The sequence below is a fragment of the Enterobacter cloacae complex sp. ECL72 genome (assembly GCF_019056635.1).
GTDB lineage: Bacteria > Pseudomonadota > Gammaproteobacteria > Enterobacterales > Enterobacteriaceae > Enterobacter > Enterobacter hormaechei_C.
Window position 1 is genome coordinate 1,875,127 of record NZ_CP077659.1, and the last position, 23,727, is coordinate 1,898,853.

Annotated in this window: 26 protein-coding genes; 19 read left to right on the forward strand and 7 right to left on the reverse strand. The window is 56.3% G+C overall.

Annotated elements, in window-relative coordinates; translation table 11 throughout:
• The first annotated feature begins 163 nt into the window (after window positions 1-163).
• Genes KTH07_RS09020 through KTH07_RS09050 form a run of 7 tightly spaced genes read left to right on the forward strand, consistent with a single transcriptional unit; the run spans window position 164 to window position 6,992 of the window.
• Window positions 164-1,018 carry a MurR/RpiR family transcriptional regulator gene (locus KTH07_RS09020; RefSeq protein ID WP_023303764.1) on the forward strand — a complete coding sequence of 285 codons (855 nt, stop codon included), beginning with the start codon at window positions 164-166 and terminating at the stop codon, window positions 1,016-1,018.
• A gap of 12 nt (window positions 1,019-1,030) precedes the next feature.
• Window positions 1,031-1,603, forward strand: coding sequence for a D-alanyl-D-alanine dipeptidase (gene ddpX, locus KTH07_RS09025; protein WP_017382319.1), 573 nt, complete (start codon window positions 1,031-1,033; stop codon window positions 1,601-1,603).
• A 15-nt stretch (window positions 1,604-1,618) separates the two neighbouring features.
• Entirely contained in the window at window positions 1,619-3,151 is a 1,533-nt protein-coding gene (locus tag KTH07_RS09030) for an ABC transporter substrate-binding protein (protein WP_023303765.1), read from the forward strand.
• Window positions 3,152-3,174: 23 nt separating this feature from the next.
• Window positions 3,175-4,197: an ABC transporter permease gene (locus KTH07_RS09035; RefSeq protein WP_003857077.1), complete on the forward strand. Its 1,023-nt coding sequence runs from the start codon at window positions 3,175-3,177 to the stop codon at window positions 4,195-4,197.
• Window positions 4,194-5,090: a D,D-dipeptide ABC transporter permease gene (ddpC, locus tag KTH07_RS09040; RefSeq protein WP_006810694.1), complete on the forward strand. Its 897-nt coding sequence runs from the start codon at window positions 4,194-4,196 to the stop codon at window positions 5,088-5,090. The genes KTH07_RS09035 and ddpC overlap by 4 nt, the downstream gene beginning before the upstream one ends.
• Window positions 5,087-6,073, forward strand: a complete 987-nt coding sequence (locus tag KTH07_RS09045; protein ID WP_017693394.1) for an ABC transporter ATP-binding protein — start codon at window positions 5,087-5,089, stop codon at window positions 6,071-6,073. The genes ddpC and KTH07_RS09045 overlap by 4 nt, the downstream gene beginning before the upstream one ends.
• Window positions 6,066-6,992, forward strand: a complete 927-nt coding sequence (locus KTH07_RS09050; protein ID WP_017693393.1) for an ABC transporter ATP-binding protein — start codon at window positions 6,066-6,068, stop codon at window positions 6,990-6,992. The genes KTH07_RS09045 and KTH07_RS09050 overlap by 8 nt, the downstream gene beginning before the upstream one ends.
• On the opposite strand, the gene KTH07_RS09055 is transcribed toward KTH07_RS09050, so the two are convergent.
• Window positions 6,989-7,738 carry an SDR family oxidoreductase gene (locus tag KTH07_RS09055; protein WP_003857073.1) on the reverse strand — a complete coding sequence of 250 codons (750 nt, stop codon included), beginning with the start codon at window positions 7,736-7,738 and terminating at the stop codon, window positions 6,989-6,991. The genes KTH07_RS09050 and KTH07_RS09055 overlap by 4 nt on opposite strands.
• A gap of 137 nt (window positions 7,739-7,875) precedes the next feature.
• Here KTH07_RS09055 and KTH07_RS09060 point away from each other — a divergent pair, with 137 nt between their 5' ends.
• Window positions 7,876-8,781 carry a LysR family transcriptional regulator gene (locus tag KTH07_RS09060; RefSeq protein ID WP_023296658.1) on the forward strand — a complete coding sequence of 302 codons (906 nt, stop codon included), beginning with the start codon at window positions 7,876-7,878 and terminating at the stop codon, window positions 8,779-8,781.
• A gap of 23 nt (window positions 8,782-8,804) precedes the next feature.
• Here KTH07_RS09060 and KTH07_RS09065 read toward each other — a convergent pair whose 3' ends face one another.
• Window positions 8,805-9,233: an OsmC family protein gene (locus tag KTH07_RS09065; RefSeq protein WP_003857069.1), complete on the reverse strand. Its 429-nt coding sequence runs from the start codon at window positions 9,231-9,233 to the stop codon at window positions 8,805-8,807.
• A 69-nt stretch (window positions 9,234-9,302) separates the two neighbouring features.
• Complete coding sequence (locus tag KTH07_RS09070) at window positions 9,303-10,190, reverse strand: LysR family transcriptional regulator (protein WP_023303768.1); 888 nt, start codon at window positions 10,188-10,190, stop codon at window positions 9,303-9,305.
• A gap of 111 nt (window positions 10,191-10,301) precedes the next feature.
• On the opposite strand from KTH07_RS09070, the gene KTH07_RS09075 reads away from it, so the two are divergent.
• The 7 genes from KTH07_RS09075 (at window position 10,302) to adhP (ending at window position 17,449) form a co-directional block, all read left to right on the forward strand.
• Entirely contained in the window at window positions 10,302-11,153 is an 852-nt protein-coding gene (locus KTH07_RS09075; RefSeq protein WP_023303769.1) for a Vmh family MBL fold metallo-hydrolase, read from the forward strand.
• Window positions 11,154-11,204: 51 nt separating this feature from the next.
• A complete protein-coding gene (locus KTH07_RS09080) occupies window positions 11,205-11,726 on the forward strand; it encodes a VOC family protein (RefSeq protein WP_217310930.1) in 522 nt (173 codons plus the stop codon).
• Between the two features lie 141 nt (window positions 11,727-11,867).
• Window positions 11,868-12,083 (forward strand): biofilm-dependent modulation protein, encoded by a 216-nt coding sequence (bdm, locus tag KTH07_RS09085; RefSeq protein WP_015570485.1) that lies wholly within the window; start codon window positions 11,868-11,870, stop codon window positions 12,081-12,083.
• 95 nt (window positions 12,084-12,178) lie between these two features.
• Window positions 12,179-12,316, forward strand: coding sequence for a stationary-phase-induced ribosome-associated protein (gene sra / locus KTH07_RS09090; RefSeq protein WP_000841561.1), 138 nt, complete (start codon window positions 12,179-12,181; stop codon window positions 12,314-12,316).
• Between the two features lie 176 nt (window positions 12,317-12,492).
• Window positions 12,493-14,190, forward strand: coding sequence for an NAD-dependent malic enzyme (locus KTH07_RS09095; protein WP_006810704.1), 1,698 nt, complete (start codon window positions 12,493-12,495; stop codon window positions 14,188-14,190).
• A 342-nt stretch (window positions 14,191-14,532) separates the two neighbouring features.
• Complete coding sequence (locus KTH07_RS09100; RefSeq protein WP_023303770.1) at window positions 14,533-16,242, forward strand: ABC-F family ATP-binding cassette domain-containing protein; 1,710 nt, start codon at window positions 14,533-14,535, stop codon at window positions 16,240-16,242.
• Window positions 16,243-16,438: 196 nt separating this feature from the next.
• Entirely contained in the window at window positions 16,439-17,449 is a 1,011-nt protein-coding gene (gene adhP, locus KTH07_RS09105; RefSeq protein ID WP_217310932.1) for an alcohol dehydrogenase AdhP, read from the forward strand.
• Window positions 17,450-17,488: 39 nt separating this feature from the next.
• Here adhP and KTH07_RS09110 read toward each other — a convergent pair whose 3' ends face one another.
• Complete coding sequence (locus KTH07_RS09110; protein ID WP_015570482.1) at window positions 17,489-17,998, reverse strand: Rrf2 family transcriptional regulator; 510 nt, start codon at window positions 17,996-17,998, stop codon at window positions 17,489-17,491.
• 130 nt (window positions 17,999-18,128) lie between these two features.
• Here KTH07_RS09110 and KTH07_RS09115 point away from each other — a divergent pair, with 130 nt between their 5' ends.
• Window positions 18,129-19,331: an NAD(P)/FAD-dependent oxidoreductase gene (locus KTH07_RS09115; protein WP_017382309.1), complete on the forward strand. Its 1,203-nt coding sequence runs from the start codon at window positions 18,129-18,131 to the stop codon at window positions 19,329-19,331.
• A 39-nt stretch (window positions 19,332-19,370) separates the two neighbouring features.
• Here KTH07_RS09115 and araJ read toward each other — a convergent pair whose 3' ends face one another.
• Window positions 19,371-20,546, reverse strand: coding sequence for an MFS transporter AraJ (gene araJ, locus KTH07_RS09120; protein WP_032619633.1), 1,176 nt, complete (start codon window positions 20,544-20,546; stop codon window positions 19,371-19,373).
• 160 nt (window positions 20,547-20,706) lie between these two features.
• Here araJ and ppk2 point away from each other — a divergent pair, with 160 nt between their 5' ends.
• From ppk2 to KTH07_RS09135, 3 genes are all read left to right on the forward strand, one after another.
• Window positions 20,707-21,525: a polyphosphate kinase 2 gene (gene ppk2, locus KTH07_RS09125; protein WP_017693386.1), complete on the forward strand. Its 819-nt coding sequence runs from the start codon at window positions 20,707-20,709 to the stop codon at window positions 21,523-21,525.
• Between the two features lie 101 nt (window positions 21,526-21,626).
• Entirely contained in the window at window positions 21,627-21,815 is a 189-nt protein-coding gene (locus tag KTH07_RS09130) for a hypothetical protein (RefSeq protein ID WP_017382306.1), read from the forward strand.
• A 65-nt stretch (window positions 21,816-21,880) separates the two neighbouring features.
• Window positions 21,881-22,138, forward strand: a complete 258-nt coding sequence (locus KTH07_RS09135) for a CcdB family protein (protein ID WP_230199840.1) — start codon at window positions 21,881-21,883, stop codon at window positions 22,136-22,138.
• A gap of 51 nt (window positions 22,139-22,189) precedes the next feature.
• Here the strand turns inward: KTH07_RS09135 and fdnI are convergent, their stop codons facing one another.
• Window positions 22,190-22,846, reverse strand: coding sequence for a formate dehydrogenase-N subunit gamma (gene fdnI / locus KTH07_RS09140; RefSeq protein WP_015570477.1), 657 nt, complete (start codon window positions 22,844-22,846; stop codon window positions 22,190-22,192).
• Window positions 22,839-23,723, reverse strand: a complete 885-nt coding sequence (gene fdxH, locus KTH07_RS09145) for a formate dehydrogenase subunit beta (protein WP_015570476.1) — start codon at window positions 23,721-23,723, stop codon at window positions 22,839-22,841. The genes fdnI and fdxH overlap by 8 nt, the downstream gene beginning before the upstream one ends.
• Window positions 23,724-23,727 lie beyond the last annotated feature (4 nt).

Genomic DNA, 23,727 nt, shown 5'->3' on the forward strand with positions numbered 1-23,727 from the left:
AAGTGAACTACGCTGCACAAATGTTGAGCATCTGTTAAACAAATATTGCATTAACTTTGCTGCACAGCGCGTTTTCGCCGCAATGTGAACATGGCACGCGTCCTGCATTGTTAATCCGGTAACAGAATCCCGGCCTTTGACAGCCAGTTAACAGCGAGGCGGTATGACGACCAAACCTGAGGTGTTGAGCCGTATCGAAGCGACCTTTAGCCAGCTCACCCCGAGCGAAAAGCGGGTGGCAAGCTGGATGCTGGCGCACGTCGGGCAGATCCCCTTTGAAACGGCAGAGAGCGTGGCACTGGCCACGGCAACCAGCGGGATCACCGTCGGACGCTTTCTGCGCAAGCTGGGCTATCGCAACCTGGACGACGCCAAAAAAAGCCTGCGCGATCCCCACCAGCCCTGGGGCATTAACGAGCGTCTCGACTCCTGGAAGCAGCAACAGCCGCTGTCGGGTCGCCTTCAGCACTCCCTGTCGCTGGAGGTGGACGCCATTGCCCATGTCTACCAGCTGGCGCAAAGCGAAACGTTCAGGCAGGTGGTCCAGCAACTTACCCATGCCGACGCCGTCTTCGTGCTGGGGATCCAGTCCACGCGCGGGATCGCCAATGCGTTCTTCAGCCATCTGGAGTATCTGCGCCCGCGTGTGAGCTATTCCGAAGGGCTCTCCGGTAGCTGGGTGGAGTCTCTTAACTCCGGCTTTGCGAACCCGTATATCGTGCTGACGGATACCCGCGCCTACTCCGCCATTGCCCGCCAGTACTGCCGCGTGGCGAGCGAAAAAGGCCTGGCGATGGCGCTGATCACCGATATCTGGTGCCCGTGGGCGCGGGATTATCCGATTGATTTACTCCAGGTGAAGACCGATACCGGCCATTTCTGGGATTCGCTGGCGCCGGTGAGCTGTCTCTTCAACCTGCTGCTGTCGGGCGTTGTGGAGGCGCTGGGCGATGCGCTGCCGGAACGTCTGGCAATCAACCGACAACTACAACAAGAGTTTGGTCAATTTGAACGCTAAAGGAGCGGAGCTATGCCTGAAGAGAGTCAACTGATTGATGTGGCGAAAACCTTTCCCACGCTGCATATCGATCTGAAATACGCGACCGCCGATAACATCACTGGCCGCCCGATCTACCAGCACGCCGCGTGCCTGTTGCATACTGATGCCGCCACCGCGCTGGCGAAAGCGATCAGCATCGCCGCGCTGGCCGGTCTGAAGCTGGTGGTTTACGACGCCTACCGCCCCCAGCAGGCGCAGTCGCAACTCTGGGATGCCTGCCCCAATCCGGAATACGTGGTGGATGTCGCAATTGGCTCTAACCACAGCCGGGGCACCGCCATTGACGTCACGCTGATGGATGAACACGACAACGTGCTGGATATGGGCGCCGGGTTTGACGAAATGCACGACCGTTCTCATGCCTGGCACCCTTCCGTTCCGCCCGAGGCGCAGCGAAATCGTCTGCTCCTGAACGCCGTGATGTACGGCGGCGGTTTTGTGGGCATCAGCAGCGAGTGGTGGCATTTCGAACTGCCGAACGCCGCCAGCTACCCGCTGTTAGATGACCAGTTCGCCTGTTATCCGACCACACACTCACTCTAATTCTGGAGCCCGGCCATGAAAACTAAGCTGCTTACAACCCTGATTGCCGCTACGCTCGCCCTGAGCGCCCCTCTCGCGCTGGCGGCGGTGCCAAAAGATATGCTGGTGATTGGGAAAGCTGCCGATCCGCAAACGCTGGATCCGGCGGTCACTATCGATAACAACGACTGGACGGTGACCTACCCCTCGTACCAGCGTCTGGTGAAATACAAGCCTGGCACCACGGAGGTGGAAGGCGATCTGTCGACGGGCTGGAAGGCGTCTGACGACCAGAAAGAGTGGACGTTCACCCTGGCAGATAATGCAAAATTCTCTGACGGTACGCCGGTGACCGCCGAAGCGGTTAAGCTGTCGTTTGAACGTCTGCTGAAAATCAACCAGGGACCTTCCGAAGCGTTTCCGAAAGATTTGAAAGTGGACGTGGTGGATGAGCATACGGTGAAATTCACCCTCAGCCAGCCGTTCGCCCCGTTCCTCTACACGCTGGCCAATGATGGCGCGTCGATCGTCAACCCGGCGGTGCTGAAAGCCAATGCCGCCGACGACGCGCGCGGTTTCCTGGCGCAAAACACCGCGGGTTCCGGACCGTTTATGCTGAAAAGCTGGCGGAAAGGTCAGCAGCTGGTGATGGTGCCTAACCCACACTGGCCGGGTGAAAAGCCGCACTTCAAGCGCGTCTCGGTGAAGATTATCGGTGAAAGCGCCTCGCGTCGCCTGCAACTTTCCCGTGGCGATCTGGATATCGCCGACGCCCTGCCGGTAGATCAGCTTGCTGCTCTGAAGCAGGAAGGCAAAGTGGCCGTGGCGGAATACCCGTCCCTGCGGGTGACCTACCTCTATCTGAACAACAGTAAGCCGCCGATGAATCAGGTGGATTTGCGCCGCGCGGTCTCCTGGGCCACCGATTATCAGGGGATGGTGACAGGCATTCTCAGCGGGAACGGCAAGCAGATGCGCGGCCCGATCCCGGAGGGCATGTGGGGCTTCGATGCGAACGCCATGCAGTACAGCTTTGACGAGGCTAAGGCCAAAGCGGCGCTGGAGAAAGTCAACGATAAACCGGCCAGCCTGACGTTCCTCTACTCCGATAACGACCCGAACTGGGAGCCTATCGCCCTCTCCACGCAGGCGAGCCTGGGCAAGCTGGGGATTAACGTCAAGCTTGAGAAACTGGCGAACGCCACCATGCGCGACCGCGTCGGCAAAGGTGATTATGACATTGCGATTGGTAACTGGAGCCCGGACTTCGCTGACCCGTACATGTTCATGAACTACTGGTTCGAATCGGACAAAAAAGGGCTGCCGGGGAACCGTTCATTCTATGAGAACAAAGAGGTCGATGCATTGTTGCAGGCGGCACTGAAAACCACCGATCAGGCGGAACGCACCAAAGATTACCAGCAGGCGCAGAAAGTGGTGATTGACGAGGCGGCTTACGTTTATCTGTTCCAGAAGAACTACCAGCTGGCGATGAACAAAGAGGTCAAAGGCTTCACCTTTAATCCGATGCTTGAGCAGGTCTTTAACATCGCCACCATGAGTAAGTAACGGCCCACGCCGGGGGGAAGTGTATGACGTTCTGGAGCATCGTGCGCCAGCGCTGCTGGGGGTTAATCCTGGTGGTGGCCGGTGTCTGTATTATTACTTTTATTATTTCACACCTGATCCCCGGCGATCCGGCCCGCCTGCTGGCCGGTGACCGCGCCAGCGATGAAATCGTGCAGGGCATCCGCCAGCAGCTGGGGCTGGATCAACCGCTCTATATTCAGTTTGGCCGCTATGTAGAGGCGCTGGCGCACGGCGATCTGGGCACGTCCATTCGCACCGGTCGCCCCGTTGCGGAAGATTTGAAAGCCTTTTTCCCCGCCACGCTGGAGCTGGCCTTCTGCTCTTTGCTGCTGGCGCTGGTGATTGGCGTGCCGCTGGGCATTTTATCGGCGGTGTACCGTAACCGCTGGCTGGATCACCTGGTGCGACTGATGGCGATGACGGGCATCTCGACGCCTGCCTTCTGGCTGGGACTGGGGGTAATCGTTCTGTTCTACGGGCAACTGCAAATTCTGCCCGGCGGCGGCAGGCTGGACGACTGGCTCGATCCGCCTGCCCACGTTACCGGCTTTTATCTGCTGGACGCCCTGCTGGAAGGCAACGGCGAGGTGTTTTTCAACGCCCTACAGCACCTGATTCTACCCTCCCTGACCCTGGCCTTTGTGCATCTGGGTATTGTGGCGCGTCAGGTGCGTTCCGCGATGCTGGAGCAGCTTAGCGAGGATTATATTCGAACCGCCCGCGCGAGCGGGTTGCCGGGCTGGTACATCGTGCTGCGCTACGCCTTACCCAACGCCATGATCCCCTCCATTACCGTGCTCGGGCTGGCGCTGGGCGATCTGCTGTACGGGGCAGTCCTTACCGAAACCGTGTTTGCCTGGCCGGGAATGGGAGCCTGGGTTGTGACCTCCATTCAGGCGCTGGACTTCCCTGCCGTCATGGGCTTCGCGGTCGTGGTATCGCTGGCCTATGTCTTCGTCAATCTGGTGGTGGATCTGCTGTATCTGTGGATCGACCCGCGAATCGGGCGCGGAGGTGCCGAATGATGTTAACTCAGGAAACGCCCGTCCCCGTCAGCACCGCCAAACAGCGCATCAACTGGGCAAAGCTGTTCTGGATGTTACGCAAAAGCCCGCTCACGCTGATCGGCGGGGTGATTATGATCGTGATGCTGCTGATGATGGTGGTCTCGCCGTGGATAGTCCCGCACGATCCGAACGCGCTGGATCTGACCGCGCGATTGCAGGCGCCTTCAGCCCAGCACTGGTTTGGCACCGATGAGGTGGGCCGGGATCTGTTCAGCCGCGTGCTGGTGGGCAGCCAGCAGTCCATCACGGCGGGGCTGGCGGTGGTGGTGATTGCGGGCGGCATCGGTTCTCTGCTCGGCTGTTTGTCCGGCGTACTCGGCGGACGCGGCGACGCCATCATTATGCGTATCATGGACATTATGCTCTCCATCCCCTCGCTGGTGCTGACGATGGCGCTGGCCGCCGCGCTCGGCCCAAGCCTGTTTAACGCGATGCTGGCGATTGCGATTGTACGCATTCCGTTTTACGTGCGGCTGGCACGCGGGCAAACGCTGGTGGTGCGCCAGTTCACCTACGTACAGGCCGCCCGCACCTTTGGCGCATCGCGCTGGCACCTGATCAGCTGGCATATCCTGCGTAACGCCCTGCCGCCGCTGATCGTTCAGGCATCGCTGGATATCGGCAGCGCCATTCTGATGGCCGCCACGCTGGGCTTTATTGGATTAGGCGCGCAGCAACCCACCGCCGAATGGGGCGCGATGGTGGCCGTGGGGCGTAACTACGTGCTTGACCAGTGGTGGTACTGCGCGTTTCCGGGGGCGGCAATTCTGATCACGGCAGTTGGGTTTAATCTGTTTGGCGATGGTCTTCGCGACCTGCTGGATCCCAAATCAGGAGGGAAGCAGTCATGAGTGATTCCGTATTATCAATTGAAGATTTGCACCTGAGCTTCCCCATTTTTCGCGGTGACGTCCACGCGCTCAATCACGTTTCGCTGGAGATTGGCCGGGGTGAAATTGTCGGCGTGGTGGGCGAATCTGGCTCGGGAAAATCGGTCACTGCAATGCTGGCGATGCGCCTGCTGCCGGAAGGCAGTTACCATGTTCACCATGGCCGGGTCACGCTGCTCGGGGAAGATGTCCTGAATGCGTCGGAAAAACAGCTTCGTCAGTGGCGCGGCGCCAGGGTGGCGATGATTTTTCAGGAGCCGATGACGGCGCTCAACCCCACGCGCCGGATTGGCAGGCAGATGGTGGAGGTGATCCGCCAGCATCAGTCGCTTTCCCGTCGCGACGCGCAGCAGAAGGCGATCGCCCTGCTGGGCGAGATGCAAATCCCGGATGCGGCGCAGGTGATGGATCGCTATCCGTTTGAGCTTTCTGGCGGCATGCGCCAGCGGGTGATGATCGCCCTTGCCTTCTCCTGCGAGCCGGAGCTGATCATTGCCGATGAGCCGACCACCGCGCTGGACGTGACCGTTCAGCGTCAGGTGCTGCGTCTGCTGAAACACAAAGCGCGCGCCAGCGGGACGTCGGTGCTGTTTATCAGTCACGATATGGCGGTGGTATCGCAGCTTTGTGACCGGATGTACGTTATGTACGCGGGCAGCGTGATCGAAAGCGGCAGCACGCAGACTTTGATCCACCATCCTGTACACCCCTATTCGATTGGCCTGCTGCGGTGTGCCCCGGAAAATGGTGAACCGCGCGAGATCCTTCCGGCCATTCCCGGCACGGTGCCTAACCTCAGCCACCTCCCGCGCGGATGTGCTTTTCGCGAGCGCTGTTTTGCTGCCGGAGCGAAATGCAGCGAAACGCCGCGCTTAATTTCCACGGGCGCAGAAGGCCAGCAGGCTGCCTGCTGGTACCCACAACAGGAGACACGCCATGTCTGAGGTACTGCTGGAACTGGATAGCGTGCATGTGAATTTTCCTGCGCGCAAAAACTGGCTGGGGCGCGTGACGGAGCAGGTACACGCCCTCAACGGCATGGATCTCCGGATCCATCGCGGCGAAACGCTGGGCGTTGTAGGGGAATCCGGCTGTGGAAAGAGCACGCTGGCGCAGCTGCTGATGGGCATGCTCAAACCGAGTACCGGTGCCTGTCAGCGCGCGAATGCGGCAGGCGGTATGCAGATGGTATTTCAGGACCCGCTCTCGTCCCTCGACCCGCGTTTACCCGTCTGGCTCATCATTACCGAGCCGGTGTGGATACAGCAACGCCGCAGCGAACGGGAGCGTCGTCAGCTGGCTGAGACGCTGGCGCAGCAGGTGGGCATTCGGGCGGAATATCTTGATCGCCTGCCGCATGCGTTTTCGGGTGGACAGCGCCAGCGCATCGCTATTGCCCGGGCGCTCTCTTCGGATCCGGACATCATCGTGCTGGATGAACCCACCAGCGCGCTGGATATTTCCGTCCAGGCGCAGATCCTCAATTTGCTGGTTGCCCTGCAACAGCAGCGAAATCTGACCTACGTGCTGATCTCGCACAACGTCTCGGTGGTCCGTCACATGAGCGACCGGGTGGCGGTAATGTATCTGGGGCAGATCGTGGAGCTGGGTCCGGCGGACCAGGTGCTGGGCAAGCCACGGCATCCGTATACGCAGCTGCTGCTTGACTCCGTTCCCCGTACCGGAGAACCGCTGGACGAAGATCTGGCATTACGCAAAACCGATCTCCCCGGTAATCGCCGCCTGCCCGATGGCTGCTACTTCCGCGACCGCTGCCCGCTGGCAGCTGAAGGATGCGAACGGCCGCAGCCGCTTCAGCCCGCAGCCGGAGACCGAAGCGTACGCTGCTGGCGTAACCGCTAGATTTGCGCCATCCCGCCATCGACAAACAGCTCCGTGGCGTTTATAAAGCTGGCGGCATCGGACGCCAGAAACGCCACGGCTTTTCCGACTTCGCCCGGCGCGCCCAGGCGACCCAGCGGCACCTGGGCCGCCAGCGCATCGTATAATCCCTGACGCTGTTCTTCGGGAACCAGATCGCCAAGACCGGGCGTTTTCACGGGGCCAGGGCTGACGACGTTGACGCGTATCCCGCGGCCCTGTAAGTCCAGCGCCCAGGAGCGGGCAAAGTTACGCACGGCGGCTTTACTGGCGCTGTAGACGCTAAAATTCGCCGTCCCCTTAATTGAAACCGTCGATCCGGTGAGGATAATGGATGAACCAGAGGAGAGCAGCGGCAGCGCTTTCTGGACGGTAAACAGCACGCCGCGCACGTTGGTGGCAAAAATCCGGTCAAACTGCTCCTCGGTGATGGCGCCCAGCGGCAGCATGTCGCCGCCCCCGGCGTTGGCGAACAGAATATCGAGTCGTCCCTCTTCTTTAGCAATCTGCGCGTAAACCGCATCCAGATCGGCCATTCTGGAGACGTCCGCGCGGATAGCTACCGCCGCCGCGCCAATGTCTGCCCGCGCGGCATCCAGTTCGGCCTGACGACGTCCGGTGATATAGACCTTCGCTCCCTGCGCCGCCAGCTCCTGTGCCGTTGCGAGACCAATACCGGTGCTGCCGCCGGTCACCAGAGCGATTTTTCCTGCAAGCGTTGTATTCATACTCATAACCTTCTGTTGTGATGTAAAAGAGGAGCGTTTGCCCGCGTCAGGCAGACTTTAGATCTTGCGGGATTCGTGATAAACGGGCAAAAATGAAAATGAATTTTCACAGCAGGAAATAATCAGAGGAGATCTGTGTGGATCAGCTAATGGCAATGCGCGCCTTTACGCGGGTGGTTGAATCCGGAAGCTTTACCCGAGCGGCAGACTCCCTGAACATGCCGATAGCTACGCTGAGTAAGCTGGTAAAATCACTTGAAGCGCACCTGGAAACACGGCTGCTGCATCGTACTACGCGCCGGGTGGTCACGACGGCAGAAGGCATGGAATACTACGAGAAAGCGCTGCGGGTATTAATCGATATAGAGGACATTGATACCGCCTTTCGCGCATCGTGCTGCACGCCTAAAGGCCATTTGCGTATCGACGTGGGGGGGTCAACCGCCCGGGACGTGTTGATCCCCCTGCTGCCGGATTTTTTTCAGCGCTACCCGGACCTGCGCATCAACCTGGGGGTAGCCGACCGTCCGGTAGACTTAATCAGTGGAAACGTAGACTGCGTGATCCGCGGCGGCCCGCTGGATGACTCTTCGCTTATCGCCCGGCATATCGGTGACGCCCGGATGATAGCCTGCGCGACGCCGGGCTATCTTAAGACTCACGGCATCCCTGCCTATCCGCAGGAGCTGCGCAACGGCCATAAGCTGATTAGCTACCTTTCCCCCGTTACCGGACGCGCATTCCCGTTTCGGTTCCTCGATCGGGGTGAACCGCTGGAGATCAGCGTTCCGCACCATCTTGGAGTCAATGAAAGCAACGCACACCTGGCCGCGGCGCTGGCGGGTTTAGGGATTATTCAGACGTTTGGCTATGCTGCGAGAACGCATCTGGAAACGGGCGCGCTGGTAGAGGTCCTGAGCGACTGGCGTCCTAAGGCGTATCCTTTTCACGTAGTCTATCCACAGAGTCGGCATTTAACACATCGCCTGAGAGTGTTTATTGCGTGGCTTGCCGAGGTCTTCCCTGCGGCGGTGAAAGGTTAGCCGGGCATTTGCCCGGCCAGATATCAGTTCAGTTTGTAATCCAGCGTGATTTCGGCTTTCAACAGCTGCGACACCGGACAACCCGCCTTCGCTTTCTGAATAATGCCGTCAAACTGCTGCGGATCGATACCCGGGACCGTCACCTTGCTTTGCAGCGCCACTTTGCTGATGGCAAAACCACTGTCGGTTTTATCCAGCGAGACATCCGCCGTGGTATCGATGGAATCGGCGGTATAACCCGCTTCGCCCAACATTAGCGACAGGGCCATAGAGAAACAGGCCGCGTGCGCTGCGCCAATCAGCTCTTCCGGGTTGGTCCCTTTTTCGCCCTCGAAGCGGGTGTTAAAGCCGTAAGGTTGCTGGTTAAGGACGCCACTTTCTGTTGAGACCGTCCCTTTGCCGCGTTTGATGTCGCCAGACCAGTGTGCTGAACCGTGCTTATGAATCGTCATTCTTGCTCTCCTTTTGGCTTACAAAGGGATAAGTATAGGACGCATAATCCATTTTGCAGGGAAGACAGATTAGTCCGAGCGCGTGGCAAGGTGGTTTGCCAGCGCGTCGAGGAACACACGCTGCGCCGCAGGCTGATAGTCTCGCGACTGATAAATACCAAAAATACCGATTGGTTTTGGCGTAAAGGCGCTGAGCACCGGCACCAGGCTGCCCTGCCGTAGCGCCGCGTCAGCCTCGCGCTCGGGCAGCATGGCAATACCACAGTGGTTTATCGCCGCCTCCATCAGCAGTGACGAGATGCTGGCGCTGAGATTGCCGCTGACCGCTGTCGTGATCGGCTCCCCTTCGGGCGTCAAAAAACGCCACGACTGACCGGCAAAAAAGCTGTAATGCAGGCAGTTGTGCCGGGCTAAATCCTCCAGCTGCTCTGGAACGCCCCGGCTGGCAAGGTAGTGCGGCGAAGCGCAAAGTACGGACCGACACTCTCCCAGTCGGCGGGCGATCATGCCCGGTTCGGGGTTATCGGTGATGCGGATCGCCACGTCAATTCGCTCGCCCACCAGGCTTACCGGATGGTTATTAACATCCAGCTCAATGCGCAGCTGAGGGTAACGCTGCAACAGATCGGGCAGCACCGGAGCGATAATCTGCATCGCGGTGAAATGCGCGCAGGCGACGCGAAGCGTGCCTGAGGGTAAATCCTTCACTGACTGATCTTCAATTTCCTGAGAAATTTGCGAGAGCGTACGCGTCTTTTGCAGGACCTTCTCTCCCGCCGCCGTCAGCGTCAGCTTGCGGGTGGAGCGGTTCACCAGCCGCGCCCCGGCCCACTTCTCCATCTGCTCCAGATAACGGCTCACCATCGGACGGGAGATCCCCAGCGCCCGCGCCGCCGCGCTTAAACTCCCCAGCTCACAGATGCGGTTGTACACCTGGGCGGCAATAACGCGATCCATTTTGACCTCCATTTGCTCGATTTATGAAACTAAGCATCTCCTGTTTCAGGAATTCTGGCAAATGAAGAGATCCGTACAATAGAGACTTTCCTGAAGAACAGAGACATGACCATGACCATCGCCCGCCTTGCTTTGCTGACAACCCTTTTCACTCCGGCCGTCTTTGCCGCGCCGTTGACCGTTGATACGTACAACCCGCAGGAAAAAGGCATTTTTGCCGTTTCTTCCACCCTGGTGTCTGGCCCGAAAGAGGCGGTACTGTTTGACGCCCAGTTCAGCGTGAAAGATGGCGAAGCGCTGGTAGAAAAAATTCGCCACAGCGGTAAAACGCTGAACAAAATCGTGATCACTTCCGGCGATCCGGATTTCTATTTCGGCCTGCAACCGCTGGTGAAAGCCTTCCCTAATGCCAAAGTTGTCGCCACGCAACAGGTGGTGGACCATATCAAGGCCACAAAAGACGCGAAGCTCGCCTTCTGGGGGCCACAGATGAAAGACGGCGCGCCGACGCAGCTCTACGTGCCGCAAGTGCTTGCCTCAACCACCTTTATGATTGACGGTGAGAGAGTGAATATTGAAGAGCCTGAGAGCTATGCGGCGTATGTCTGGATCCCATCCGCAAAAACCATCCTCGGCGGCACGGGCGTCTCATGGGGCATTCACGTCTGGACGGCAGATACCCAAACGCCGGAAAACCGCAAACAGTGGCAGCAGACGCTGGATAGCATGGCAGCCCTTAAGCCCGAACACGTTATTCCGGGCCACTACCTGGGGACACCGCCAGCAGGTACCGGCGCTATCGACTTTACCCGTCGCTATCTACAGCAGTTTGAACAGGCCCTCACGGCAGATAAAGCGTCAACCGGCGTCATCAACACAATGAAAAAACAGTGGCCGAATCTGGCGGAAGCCAGTTCGCTGGAACTGAGTGCCAAAGTGAATACCGGCGAAATGAAGTGGTAATAGCCTGATTATCTCCTGCTATATTTAAATTTTTTATAGCAGGAGTTAACTATGCCATCTTCAGTAAGGGGCATCGACCATATCGGTATTACGGTGCCCGACATTGAAAAAGCCACCCTATTTTTTGAACGCGCTTTCGACGCCCAGGTTTTATATCATTCTGTCGATGCGCAAACCGATAATATTGATCAGCCCGCCCAGCAGCACACCTTAAAATTATTTCCCGGCACAAAAATTCACGCCATTCGCATGCTCGTCATGCCCCACGGACCCGGCATAGAACTTTTCGAAATGCATGGCCCTGAACAGGGAATGCCCGCCCGCGCCAGCGACTTTGGCCTCCAGCATTTTGCTGTTTATGTAGATGATTTTGATAAGGCGATAGCCGCTTTCACCGCTGCTGGCGGGGAGATGTTTACCGCGCCAAAGCCGCTCACGTTTCCGGATGAGCAAGGTGAAGGTAATGCTTTCTGCTATGGGCAAACCCCCTTGGGCAGCATTGTAGAGTTGATTTCCTGGCCAACGCCCATGCCTTATGAAAAAACGACAAATTTACGCCGCTGGAAACCCTGAATTTTATTTCTGTGCTACAGGAGATGATATTTTTATTTCCAGGACGAATCTGAACCACAACGGCGAAAATATTTGCCAATCTGAATGCGAATTACGATTTTGCACGCCGTAACATTAAACAGACAACGACACGGAGGCAGCATGTTTACTTATTACCCGGCACATACCACAGCAGCACAACCCGAACTCGTTAACGCGATTGCGCAGGGTCTCCAGGCGGAGCACGGTGTTGTTACCGAAGATGACATTTTGATGGAACTGACCAGGTGGGTGGAAGCCACAGACAATGACATCCTCAGTGACATCTACCAGCAAACCATCAACTATGTGGTCAGCGGGCAAAATGCACCTTTGTAAAAACCTGCTAAGCTGGATCTGCAACCTAAGGGGTTACATTTCGTTTGCGTGAGCAAACTTGTCCTTAAAACTATCAACGGGATTGAGGAGTTAATATGAAATCGAACCGTCAGGCACGCCACATTCTGGGACTGAACTACAAGCTCTCTAACCAGCGCAAAGTGGTTATTGAAGAGGGGAGCGAAACGCAAGTGACCCACGCCACCGGCAGGAAACGTCAGGCAGGCAAGTAAGTTCCAGTACGAAATCCACAACACCATCGGTTACCCCGGTGGTGTTTTTGTTTATGTGTTGCGGTAATTAATATTTAGCTCCTTTATAATACCGCCCGACCGCACCCCGTAGCACAGGCCAGAAAGATGACAAACAGCAGTGTCAGGGACGGATCTTCTTAAAAAGAGTGAGTGACATGGACAACAAACTGAAAAAACATCGTTCCCTTTATATTCCTTACGCCGGTCCGGTTTTACTGGAGTTTCCCCTTCTGAACAAAGGCAGCGCCTTTAGCATGGAAGAGCGCAGCAGCTTTAACCTGCTGGGTCTGCTGCCTGAAGTGGTTGAAACCATTGAAGAACAGGCGGAACGCGCCTGGATCCAGTATCAGGGCTTTAAAACCGAAATCGATAAGCACATCTACCTGCGTAATATCCAGGACACGAACGAAACCCTCTTCTACCGCCTGGTGCAGAACCATCTCGAAGAGATGATGCCCGTCATTTACACCCCAACCGTCGGCGCGGCGTGTGAACGCTTCTCAGAGATCTACCGACGTTCCCGCGGCGTGTTCATCTCCTATCAGAACCGTCACAACATGGACGACATTCTGCAAAACGTGCCTAATCACAACATCAAGGTGATCGTGGTAACCGATGGCGAACGTATTCTGGGCCTTGGCGACCAGGGCATTGGTGGGATGGGGATCCCCATCGGTAAGCTCTCGCTGTATACCGCCTGCGGCGGGATCAGCCCGGCCTACACGCTGCCGGTTGTGCTGGACGTGGGGACCAACAACCAGCAACTGCTGAACGATCCGCTGTACATGGGCTGGCGTCACCCGCGCATTACCGACGACGAGTACTATCAGTTTGTTGATGATTTCATCCAGGCCGTGAAGCACCGCTGGCCGGACGTGCTGTTGCAGTTCGAAGACTTCGCACAGAAAAACGCCATGCCGCTGCTGAACCGCTACCGCGATGAGATCTGCTCGTTCAACGATGACATTCAGGGCACTGCGGCAGTGACCGTGGGGACGCTGATTGCCGCGAGCCGTGCGGCAGGCAGCCAGCTCAGCTATCAGAAAATTGTCTTCCTGGGTGCAGGCTCCGCGGGCTGCGGCATCGCCGAGCAAATTATTGCCCAGACCCAGCGCGAAGGCTTAAGCGAAGAGCTGGCTCGCTCCCGCGTCTTTATGGTGGACCGTTTTGGCCTGCTGACCGACGGTATGCCAAACCTGCTCCCGTTCCAGACCAAACTGGTGCAGAAGCGTGAAAACCTGAAAAACTGGGATACGGATAACGAAGTGCTCTCGCTTCTTGACGTGGTGCGCAACGTGAAGCCGGACATTCTGATCGGCGTATCCGGGCAGACCGGCCTCTTCACGGAAGAGATTATTCGCGAGATGCACAAGCACTGCGAACGCCCTATCGTGATGCCGCTGTCTAACCCGACTTCACGCGTGGAGGCAACGCCGCAGGATATCATCGCCTGGACAGAAGGTAAGGCACTGGTCGCGACCGGCAGCCCGTTTGATCCGGTGCTGTGGAAGGACAAACTCTATCCCATCGCACAGTGCAATAACTCCTATATCTTCCCGGGTATTGGTCTGGGGGTTATCGCCTCCGGCGCGTCACGCATCACCGACGAAATGCTGATGTCCGCGAGCGAAACGCTGGCAGGTCACTCACCGCTGGTGAATAACGGTGAAGGCCTGGTACTGCCGGAGCTGAAAGACATTCATAAAGTGTCCCGCGCAATTGCCTTCGCGGTAGGCAAAATGGCGCAGCAGCAAGGCGTCGCGGTGAAAACCTCTGCCGATGCGTTGCAGCAGGCGATTGACGATAACTTCTGGATGCCGGAATACCGTAGCTATCGTCGTACTTCTATTTAAGCATTGCCCCTCACCCAGCCCTCTCCTCAAAGGGGAGAGGGCTGGGTGAGGGGAATATACGGCACCTCCCACTAGCCAAACCCATTTTCCCCCGCTACACTCCCTTCATCCATTAACCTACTGAATATATAAGGAGGCCAATTATGCTGTACTGTGAAATTTTCAATGTTTCACATACATTTGGTGATCGCACCAGCTCAAGCGTTATCGGTATCGTGCTGCGATAACTTCCGCTTGAGCGAAGACACCAACCCCTGAAATCCCTTCTCTCGGGCTTACTGAGTTATCGTCAGCGATGTTTGACGAGGCATAAACATGCCTGTAACTCCTGGGTAAGCAACAATGAGCACTTTACTCACTGCACATTCTTTACGCGTTGATACGGCGTTCGGCACGCTCTTCGACTCTCTCTCCTTTACGTTGAAAAAAGGCGATCGCATCGGCCTGCTGGGTGATAACGGCTGCGGAAAAAGTACGCTGCTGAAAATCCTCGACGGGACGCAGTCCCCTGCTGCCGGAACCGTTTCACTGGCGGGGCATTGCCTGCTGGCGCGCGTGGAACAACATCTGCCGGAGGCCCTTTATCCCCTGACCATGCTGGATGCGGTGCTGGCGCAGCTGCCGATCGGTGAGCGCGACAGTTTGCGCTGGAAAGCCGAGTCGCTGCTGGCCGGAATGGGCTTCACGACGCAGGAAACGGCGTTAACCTCCGCCACGCTGAGCGGCGGCCAGCATACGCGGTTGCTGCTGGCACGAGCGTTGATAAGCGATCCGGATCTGCTGCTTCTGGACGAACCGAGCAACCACCTTGACCTGCCGACCCTGCTGTGGCTGGAGCAGTTTCTACAAAACTGGTCCGGCAGCTTTGTGCTGGTCTCACACGACAGGCAACTGCTGGACGCGGTAACCAACGGCAGCTGGATCCTGCGCGATAAAACGCTGCACGCCTTTGCCCTTCCCTGCACTGCCGCCCGTCTGGCGCTCGACGCAAAAGACGAAAGCGATGCGTTGCGCCATAAGGCAGAGCAAAAAGAGATCGACCGCGTCACGGCCAGCGCACGGCGTCTCGCGACCTGGGGCAAGGTCTATGACAACGAAGATCTCTCCCGTAAGGCTAAGCAGATGGAAAAACAGGTCGAACGCCTGAAAGAGACCCAGACGGAACTGACGGCGGGAAGCCCGTGGACCTTAACCCTGCGCGGGGACGCGCTTCGCGCCGACCGCCTGCTGGAAATGACTCACCTCGGCGTCCCCCCGGTGCCGGGTCTGCCAGACCTGTTTACTCTCGACAGCGCGCGGCTGAAGAGCGGCGATCGCGTGGCGATTGTGGGTCGTAACGGCTGCGGAAAATCGTCGCTGCTGAAGCTTATCTGGCGACATTTTCGCGACGAGATCGCGGACGAGCGGCTTAAGCGTCATCCGCGCGTCTCACCCGGCTACTATGACCAGACGCTGCACCAGTTGCCAGATGATGCGGCGCTGCTTGATGCGCTGGAGCCTTTCGCGCCAGATCCGCAGACCCGTAAAATGGCGCTCATCAGTGCCGGGTTCCCGTGGGCGCGTCACGGGCAAAAAGTCAGTACGCTGAGCGGCGGGGAACGTTCGCGCCTGCTGTTCGTCGGCCTGACGCTTGCCCGTTATAGCCTGCTGATGCTGGATGAACCGACCAATCATCTGGACATGGAAGGCAAAGAGGCGCTGGCGGAAACGCTGCAACAGTTTGAAGGCGGAGTGCTGCTGGTGAGCCACGATCGTCAGTTAATTAGCCAGAGCTGTAACCGCTTCTGGCTGATTGAGGACGGCAGGCTGAGCGAATGGCACGATGCGGAGGCGGTGTTTGAGCGTCTGCGTGAGGACACCGGTCCGGTTGTACCTGAAGCGTCGAAGGCCGCATCGAAGGCACCCTCTTCAGCGTCTGACGATCTGCTCGAACGCCTGGTTGCCCTGGAAACGCTGCTGGAAGAAGATTTGGCGCGTAAGCCAAAACACCAAAAACCGCAGTTACAGGCGCAATGGCGAAAAGAGATTAAGGTCATAGAAGCGCAACTGTAAATCTGAGCCCGGCGGTGGCGTCGCCGGGCCAGTGTTTTTCACCCCAATTTATGAGGGGTACAGCCTTTTCTTAATCCGAAAATGCATCAAATAATGACATTATGTTGCGGTTGCCTTGCATTACAGCGCCAAAGTATTAATCCTTAATGGGTAATCAGACCTGCTATGCAGATACTCATCATGAAAGGAGAAACACATGAAGGCTGCTGTTGTCACTCAGGATCATCAGGTTAATGTCACAGAAAAAACCTTACGCGCGCTCAAACATGGTGAAGCGCTGCTGAAGATGGAGTGCTGTGGCGTTTGCCATACCGATCTCCATGTTAAGAATGGCGATTTTGGCGACAAAACCGGGGTGATCCTCGGCCACGAAGGGATTGGTATCGTCAAAGAGATTGGTCCTGGCGTCACGTCGCTAAAAGTAGGCGATCGTGCAAGCGTGGCGTGGTTTTTCGAAGGCTGTGGCCACTGTGAATATTGTAATACCGGCAACGAAACGCTGTGCCGTGACGTGAAAAACGCGGGTTACTCCGTTGACGGCGGCATGGCGGAAGAGTGCATCGTAACCGCGGATTACGCGGTTAAAGTTCCGGACGGACTGGACTCTGCGGCGGCCAGCAGCATCACCTGCGCCGGGGTCACCACCTACAAAGCGGTAAAAGTCTCTGACATCAAACCCGGCCAGTGGATTGCGATCTATGGCCTGGGCGGTCTGGGCAACCTCGCGCTGCCATACGCCAAAAATGTCTTCAATGCGAAGGTTATCGCCATTGACGTGAATGACGAACAGTTGAAGCTCGCTGCCAGCATGGGCGCAGACTTAACCGTGAACTCCCGCAGTGAAGATGCGGCAAAAGTGATTCAGGAGAAAACCGGCGGTGCACATGCGGCGGTGGTGACGGCGGTAGCGAAAGCGGCCTTCAACTCTGCCGTTGACGCAGTTCGCGCCGGAGGCCGCGTGGTGGCTGTAGGCCTGCCGCCGGAAGCGATGAGCCTGGATATTCCACGTCTGGTCCTGGATGGGATTCAGGTAGTGGGTTCCCTGGTGGGTACCCGTCAGGATCTGCTCGAAGCCTTCCAGTTTGCGGCTGAAGGTAAGGTGAAACCGAAAGTTACAATGCGCCCACTGGAAGATATCAACGCCATCTTCAAAGAGATGGAACAGGGCCAGATCCGTGGCCGTATGGTGATTGATTTACGTTCTTAACCGCGGTGGCCGGGTAGCGGCTCTGCCCTGCCCGGCTTTTCACGTGGACGAACGGCGATCGGAAATCCATTCCTGAACCTCGATCTGGAACGTGTCCGGCGCTTTTCGATACATCTTCCGCGCCAGATCCAGGATGGTATGGCGCCCTAACTCCTCTTCCATCCGCTGCTGCGCGCTGTCCATGACCGAGCGCACCCCACACGGGCCGTCACAGACCCAGGCAGGTGGCGTTTCATCAAACACCGCCAGGCGCTGACGCACTTCCCGACACTCAAACATATTCTTCTCGCCGTCAATGGCATGCGCCACGTCCAGCACGCTGATCAGCTCTGCCGGACGCGCCAGCCGGAAGCCTCCCCCTTTGCCTTCGGTGCTGATGACCAGCCCCGCGCGTGATAAACGGGTGAAGATTTTTCCAAGATAGTCGTACGGCACGCCCTGCAAGGCCGCCATCTCCCGGACGCTCATCTCACGTTCATTGCCTTTTGCATCCACCATACACATCAGGCTATGAATGCCATATTCCACACCAGAACTGTAAAACGCCATGGCTCACTCCGGGTCATTGTTCGCTGCATTATAACGATTTTTAACTCAGAAAGAAGTTGTCGCAGTTAACTCCGACAAGTATAGTGGCAGTTATGTCAGACATACAGCCTGACGCACTAAAGGATCGAGTATGAAAAAGCAGATTTTAATTGTGGGTAGTGGGTTTTCCGGTATGTGGGCTGCGGTCAGCGCCGCGCGCCTTTCTGCTCTGGCGGGTAACAATAGCCTCAGCATTGCCGTGCTGGCCCCTGTTGCGGAGCTGCGCGTTCGCCCACGCTTTTATGAAGAGAACGTGTCGACGATGGTCGCGCCGCTGACCGAACTGTTTGCTGAGCTGGGTATCGCCTTTATTGCGGGCGAAGCACAACGTATTGATACCTCGTCTAAAACCGTTTTGTATCGCGATTCAAACGGCGCGATTGCTGACGTCGCCTGGGAACGTCTGATCCTCGCAACCGGTAGCCAGACTAAACGTCCTCCTGTTGCCGGTCTGGCTGAATACGCCTTTGATATCGACCAACTCGACTCCGCCAGATTATTCGAGCAGCATCTTGATTCGCTGGTTTCGCGCCCCTCCACCCCGGAGCGTAATACCGTGGTCGTGTGTGGCGGCGGCTTTACCGGCATCGAACTGGCAACGGAACTCCCTGCCCGACTCCGTACTCGCTTCGGCGCTGATACAAAGACTAAAGTAATCGTAGTTGAAAGAGGTGCAACCATCGGCGGGCGTTATAGCGAGGCGCTGCGTAACACAATTGAAGAAGCAAGCAACGCGCTCGGCGTTGAATGGCGTTTAAACAGTGAAATTGAAGCCATCGATGCCAGCGGCGTAACGCTGAAAAACGGAGAGCGCATTGCCAGCGCCACTGTAGTGTGGACGGCAGGGGTAGAAGCTAACCTCCTCAGCCTGCAAATTGACGGGGAACGCGATACTCAGGGTCGGCTGATCGTCAACGACACGTTGCAGGTTCCTGCGCATCCTGAGGTTTACGCGACGGGTGATATGGCGCACGCCAAAACGGACGATGCGGGCAACACGGCGCTGATGACCTGCCAGCACGCGATCCAGCTGGGGAAATTCGCCGGACACAACGCGGCGGCCAGCCTGTTAAATCTGGAGCCGTACCCTTACCGTCAGGTGAACTACGTCACCTGTCTGGATTTAGGTGGCTGGGGCGCGGTATACACCGAGGGCTGGGAACAGCGCGTTAAATCCGTGCGCGAGGAAGGCAAAAAGATCAAAGTCGCCATCACCAACGAACTGATTTACCCGCCAGCAGCAGACAAAGCGGTCGCTTTTGCCGCCGCTGACCCGCTGGCGAAATTCGTTTAGTCCCCTTCTGCGCCCGCGACCAGCGGGCAAAGTGTGCAATCAGGCCAGCGCACCTGCGTTGGCCTGACGCTTTTTGGCACATAAATAACCATACATCAGCAGAGAGGTCATCGCAGAGAAGGATAAAATCGCGGCCGGCAGCGTGACATAGCTCCAGCTAAAGCCGAGCGTAATCATTAATCCACCGAAATAGGCGCCAATTGCGCTGCCGAGGTTAAACGCCATTTGCCCGCCTGCGGCCCCCAGCATCTCGCCGCCTTTCGCATTTTGCAGCAGCAGAATTTGCAGCGGCGCAGAGAGCGCAAACAGCCCGGCGCAGCAGATGAATCCCATGACCAGTGAAGCTGTTTTAAGCTCGCCAAAGGCGAACAACGCCAGCAGCGAAGCCACAATCACCAGGTCAGTGGTGGCAGCAATGCGCAGCGGGCTAAAGCGTGACGACAGCTTGCCGCTGAAGACATTTCCCAGCACCATGCCCAGCCCCATCAGCATCATGATCGCGGTCATGACGCCCTCAGAAAAGCCTGACACGTTGACCATAAACGGCTTCACGAAGCTAAACCAGGCAAACACCCCGGCATTGCCAAACATCGTAGCGGCAAAAATCAGCCACGGTTCCGGTTTCTTCAGGAAGTGGAATTGTTCTGCCAGCCGGGTGGTTGTCGTGTCGTGAATGTCAGGCACCCACAGCAGAACAGACAGGATCACCAGCGCGTCAAAGACCGCAATCAAAAAGAAGGTGTAACGCCAGTTAAATTCATGTCCCAGCCACGTCCCGAGCGGCACGCCAAGCAGGTTGGCAACGGTCATCCCGGCAATCATCCCGGCCACAGCGACCGTCACTTTACCCGGCGGCGCGATTTTTGACAGGATTATCGCCCCCACTCCGAAAATCGCGCCATGCGGGAAACCAGAGATTAAGCGCCCCGCCGCCAGTCCCACGTAGGAGTCAGAGAAGGTAAAGAGCGCGTTACCGACGACGCACATCGCCACCAGAAACAGCAGCGTTGTTTTCAGCGAAAATTTGCTGGAGAACAGCGCCACAATCGGCGCGCCGATCACCACGCCAAAAGCGTAAAACGAAATCATATTTCCGGCGGAGGGAATCGAAATGCCCGTATCATGAGCCAGCTCGGTCAGCACGCCCATAATGCCAAACTCAGCCATCCCCAGGCCAAAGGTACCCAGTGCTAACGAAAAAATTGTCTTTTTCATACCGCGACCACTGTTAAAAAAATGCAGCGTGCATTATTGATTAAACTTGTATGGTGAACCAGTTCAAATCAGATTTCTGACACATTAATCCATTCATTCAGGCCGATTACACTCTTAGTACGGCCTCGATCCCGCGACCGGATACAAAGGGAGACCCACCATGGTCAGTAAGAAGAAAACCCGTGTTGTTGATGATGTCGTTAAAAACGCGCCGCTCAAAACCAAAGCGTACGAGCAAGAGCTTCGCCGCCTCCATGTTGAACTGGTTAAGCTCCAGCAATGGGTGGTCGCCAAAGGGTTAAAGGTCTGTATTGTTTTTGAAGGACGAGACGGCGCCGGTAAAGGCGGCGTCATCAAAGCCATCACCGAACGCGTCAGCCCTCGGGTGTTTCGCGTTGTTGCGTTACCGGCTCCCACCGATAAAGAGAAAAGTCAGCTCTATTTTCAGCGTTACGTTCCCCATCTGCCCTCTGCCGGGGAAATCGTTATTTTTGACCGCAGCTGGTACAACCGTGCGGGCGTGGAAAGAGTCATGGGTTTCTGTACCGAGGAGCAGGCCGAAAAATTTCTTGATGGAACGCCGGTGATGGAAAAAGCGATGGTCGATGCCGGGATCATTTTGTTGAAATACTGGCTTGAAGTAACGCCAAAAGAGCAGGAGCGACGCCTTCGCGATCGCATTAATGATGGTCGCAAGATCTGGAAGCTGTCTCCAATGGATATTAAATCTTTCAATCTGTGGGATGAGTATACCCTCGCCCGCGACGCGATGTTTAAAGCGACCGACACCGCCTGGGCGCCGTGGTTTGTGGCGCGCTCAGAAGATAAAAAACGGGTGCGGCTGAATATTATTTCGCATCTGCTTTCCCAGATCCCCTATAAAGAAATTCACGTAGACAAAGTGGATTTACCGAAACGCAAGATCGGCAAAGTGAAGCCTACAAAATATCCCTTCCGCTATATTGCAGAGCGGTTTTGATATTACTGGAAGACGGCTCGCATAATGTAGATTACCAGGGGAAACAGTATTGTTTTTTGTTGGCTGCGGTTGATAATGACCGCACCAACAAAGGAGAAAACATGAAACCGAACCGCACAGAAAGATGTGTTACAACAAAGCCTTTTACGGGGAAAAAGCCTCGCCCACTCTCTACAACAGCAGAGCACAAGCGACAGCATCAACAGGATCAGGGATTTATTAAAGCGATGAATGAATTAACGGCCAAAGCAGGGCTATTATCGGATGACCCTTATTTTGGAGGGCTTTGATGTGTTTTCAGTTTGACGTTTATCGCAACCCATCAGACAGAACGCGTGAATACCAGCCCTATTTTATGATTATTCAGCACGATTTTTATGACGACTTATCAACGAGACTTATTGTACCGTTAAGCTATCACAATCATTTAAGAGGACATTCAAACGCTGCAACGCCACTGGTGAACATTCAATTCCAGACATATTTTCTTAATACAGCCAACATCACACACGTGGAGACAAAGAAACTTAATAATAAGAATTATGTATGTAATCTGCGCAGTGCAAGAAGTAGTGTTCTTGCAGGAATTGATGCGTTAATTACCAATACGTAGCTCAGAGCCGCGCAAGTGCAGCGCCGCCGGACAATGCCGACGGCGCGAGGTTTACTTCAACCCTTCCGAACTCTCTTTTTGCGCTTCAAGACGCTCGACGTCCCGATACCAGCGCGGATGGTGTTTTTGCGCCCAGCGGCGGCTCACCTTCCCTTCAATCATGCCTTTAATCGATCCTTTCACCCAGAAGGCCATATACATATGGATCAGGATGGCGTGGATCAGAATAATGGCCGAGGTCGCGTGGATCAGCAGTGCGTAGCGCACCACCTGGATCGGGAAATATTGGGCAAAATACGGACGCCAGATAATCACTCCGGTCACCAGCAGCACGAAAATCATACTCATGATGGTCCAGAACATCATCTTCTGCCCGGCGTTGTATTTGCCCACCTTCGCGACTTTATGCTCGTTGCCTTTCAGAACCTCAACAATCCCTTTAATCCAGGGAATATCCTGCTTGTCAGGGATGTTGTGATGAACGAAACGCACGAACATAAACATCAGCACCACGAAAATCAGCACGCCGAAGAACGGGTGCAGAATGCGCCCCATCTGCGGTGTCCCGAAGGTTTCCGTGAGCCACTGTAGCGTCGGGAAGAAGAACGATATGCCGGATACCGCCACCAGGAAGAAGCAGATGACCACCGTCCAGTGACAGGCGCGATCGACAAATTTTGTGCGCACTATCATTTTCGACTTACTCATGATGCTCCTCCTCGTCGTCATCCACCTCTTTATTCGGCCCGATACCGATGTAGTGATAAATCAGCCCGGCAAAGGTGGCGATAAAGCCCGCTGCTGAGAGCGGCTTAAGCGCCCCTTTCCACAGGTTGATTGAGGTATCGATCGCCGGATCTTTCGGCAGATTGTGATACAGCTCCGGCTGGTCATTGTGGTGCAGAACATACATGACGTGCGTACCGCCGACACCCTGCGGGTTATAAATCCCGGCCTTGTCATAGCCGCGCGCTTTGAGCTTATCCACCCGCTGCTGTGCCACGTCCAGCATCTCTTTTTTGGTACCGAAGTGGATCGCCCCGGTAGGACAGGTCTTCACGCAGGCAGGCTCCTGGCCGACGCTGACGCGATCGACGCACAGCGTGCATTTATAGACCCGGTTATCCTCTTTATTGAGGCGCGGGATATTAAACGGACAACCTGCAATACAGTAACCGCAGCCGATGCAGTTATCCTGCTGGAAGTCGACGATCCCGTTGGCGTACTGAATGATTGCCCCGGCAGACGGGCATGCCTTCAGGCAGCCCGGATCTTCACAGTGCATACAGCCGTCTTTACGGATCAGCCACTCCAGCTTGCCATTCTGGTCGGTTTCGCTAAAGCGCATCACCGTCCAGGACTTGGCGCTCAGATCAGCAGGATTGTCATAGACACCAACGCAGTGCCCCACCTCGTCGCGAATATCGTTCCACTCCGAGCAGGCCACCTGGCAGGCCTTACAGCCCACGCAGGAGGAGACATCGATCAACTTGGCGACTTCTGCCTTGTAATCCCGCGCACGAGGCGCGGGCGTTATCGGGTTGGTCGCGGAGCGTTTAATAATGTCTTGTGTTTCCATCGCCATTTAA

Coding starts and splice junctions, on each gene's coding strand:
- KTH07_RS09020 (WP_023303764.1), top strand. CDS start 164: ATGACGACCAAACCTGAGGTGTTGAGCCGTATCGAAGCGACCTTTAGC.
- ddpX (WP_017382319.1), top strand. CDS start 1,031: ATGCCTGAAGAGAGTCAACTGATTGATGTGGCGAAAACCTTTCCCACG.
- KTH07_RS09030 (WP_023303765.1), top strand. CDS start 1,619: ATGAAAACTAAGCTGCTTACAACCCTGATTGCCGCTACGCTCGCCCTG.
- KTH07_RS09035 (WP_003857077.1), top strand. CDS start 3,175: ATGACGTTCTGGAGCATCGTGCGCCAGCGCTGCTGGGGGTTAATCCTG.
- ddpC (WP_006810694.1), top strand. CDS start 4,194: ATGATGTTAACTCAGGAAACGCCCGTCCCCGTCAGCACCGCCAAACAG.
- KTH07_RS09045 (WP_017693394.1), top strand. CDS start 5,087: ATGAGTGATTCCGTATTATCAATTGAAGATTTGCACCTGAGCTTCCCC.
- KTH07_RS09050 (WP_017693393.1), top strand. CDS start 6,066: ATGTCTGAGGTACTGCTGGAACTGGATAGCGTGCATGTGAATTTTCCT.
- KTH07_RS09055 (WP_003857073.1), bottom strand. CDS start 7,738: ATGAATACAACGCTTGCAGGAAAAATCGCTCTGGTGACCGGCGGCAGC.
- KTH07_RS09065 (WP_003857069.1), bottom strand. CDS start 9,233: ATGACGATTCATAAGCACGGTTCAGCACACTGGTCTGGCGACATCAAA.
- KTH07_RS09070 (WP_023303768.1), bottom strand. CDS start 10,190: ATGGATCGCGTTATTGCCGCCCAGGTGTACAACCGCATCTGTGAGCTG.
- KTH07_RS09075 (WP_023303769.1), top strand. CDS start 10,302: ATGACCATCGCCCGCCTTGCTTTGCTGACAACCCTTTTCACTCCGGCC.
- KTH07_RS09080 (WP_217310930.1), top strand. CDS start 11,205: ATGCCATCTTCAGTAAGGGGCATCGACCATATCGGTATTACGGTGCCC.
- bdm (WP_015570485.1), top strand. CDS start 11,868: ATGTTTACTTATTACCCGGCACATACCACAGCAGCACAACCCGAACTC.
- sra (WP_000841561.1), top strand. CDS start 12,179: ATGAAATCGAACCGTCAGGCACGCCACATTCTGGGACTGAACTACAAG.
- KTH07_RS09095 (WP_006810704.1), top strand. CDS start 12,493: ATGGACAACAAACTGAAAAAACATCGTTCCCTTTATATTCCTTACGCC.
- KTH07_RS09100 (WP_023303770.1), top strand. CDS start 14,533: ATGAGCACTTTACTCACTGCACATTCTTTACGCGTTGATACGGCGTTC.
- adhP (WP_217310932.1), top strand. CDS start 16,439: ATGAAGGCTGCTGTTGTCACTCAGGATCATCAGGTTAATGTCACAGAA.
- KTH07_RS09110 (WP_015570482.1), bottom strand. CDS start 17,998: ATGGCGTTTTACAGTTCTGGTGTGGAATATGGCATTCATAGCCTGATG.
- KTH07_RS09115 (WP_017382309.1), top strand. CDS start 18,129: ATGAAAAAGCAGATTTTAATTGTGGGTAGTGGGTTTTCCGGTATGTGG.
- araJ (WP_032619633.1), bottom strand. CDS start 20,546: ATGAAAAAGACAATTTTTTCGTTAGCACTGGGTACCTTTGGCCTGGGG.
- ppk2 (WP_017693386.1), top strand. CDS start 20,707: ATGGTCAGTAAGAAGAAAACCCGTGTTGTTGATGATGTCGTTAAAAAC.
- KTH07_RS09130 (WP_017382306.1), top strand. CDS start 21,627: ATGAAACCGAACCGCACAGAAAGATGTGTTACAACAAAGCCTTTTACG.
- KTH07_RS09135 (WP_230199840.1), top strand. CDS start 21,881: ATGATTATTCAGCACGATTTTTATGACGACTTATCAACGAGACTTATT.
- fdnI (WP_015570477.1), bottom strand. CDS start 22,846: ATGAGTAAGTCGAAAATGATAGTGCGCACAAAATTTGTCGATCGCGCC.
- fdxH (WP_015570476.1), bottom strand. CDS start 23,723: ATGGCGATGGAAACACAAGACATTATTAAACGCTCCGCGACCAACCCG.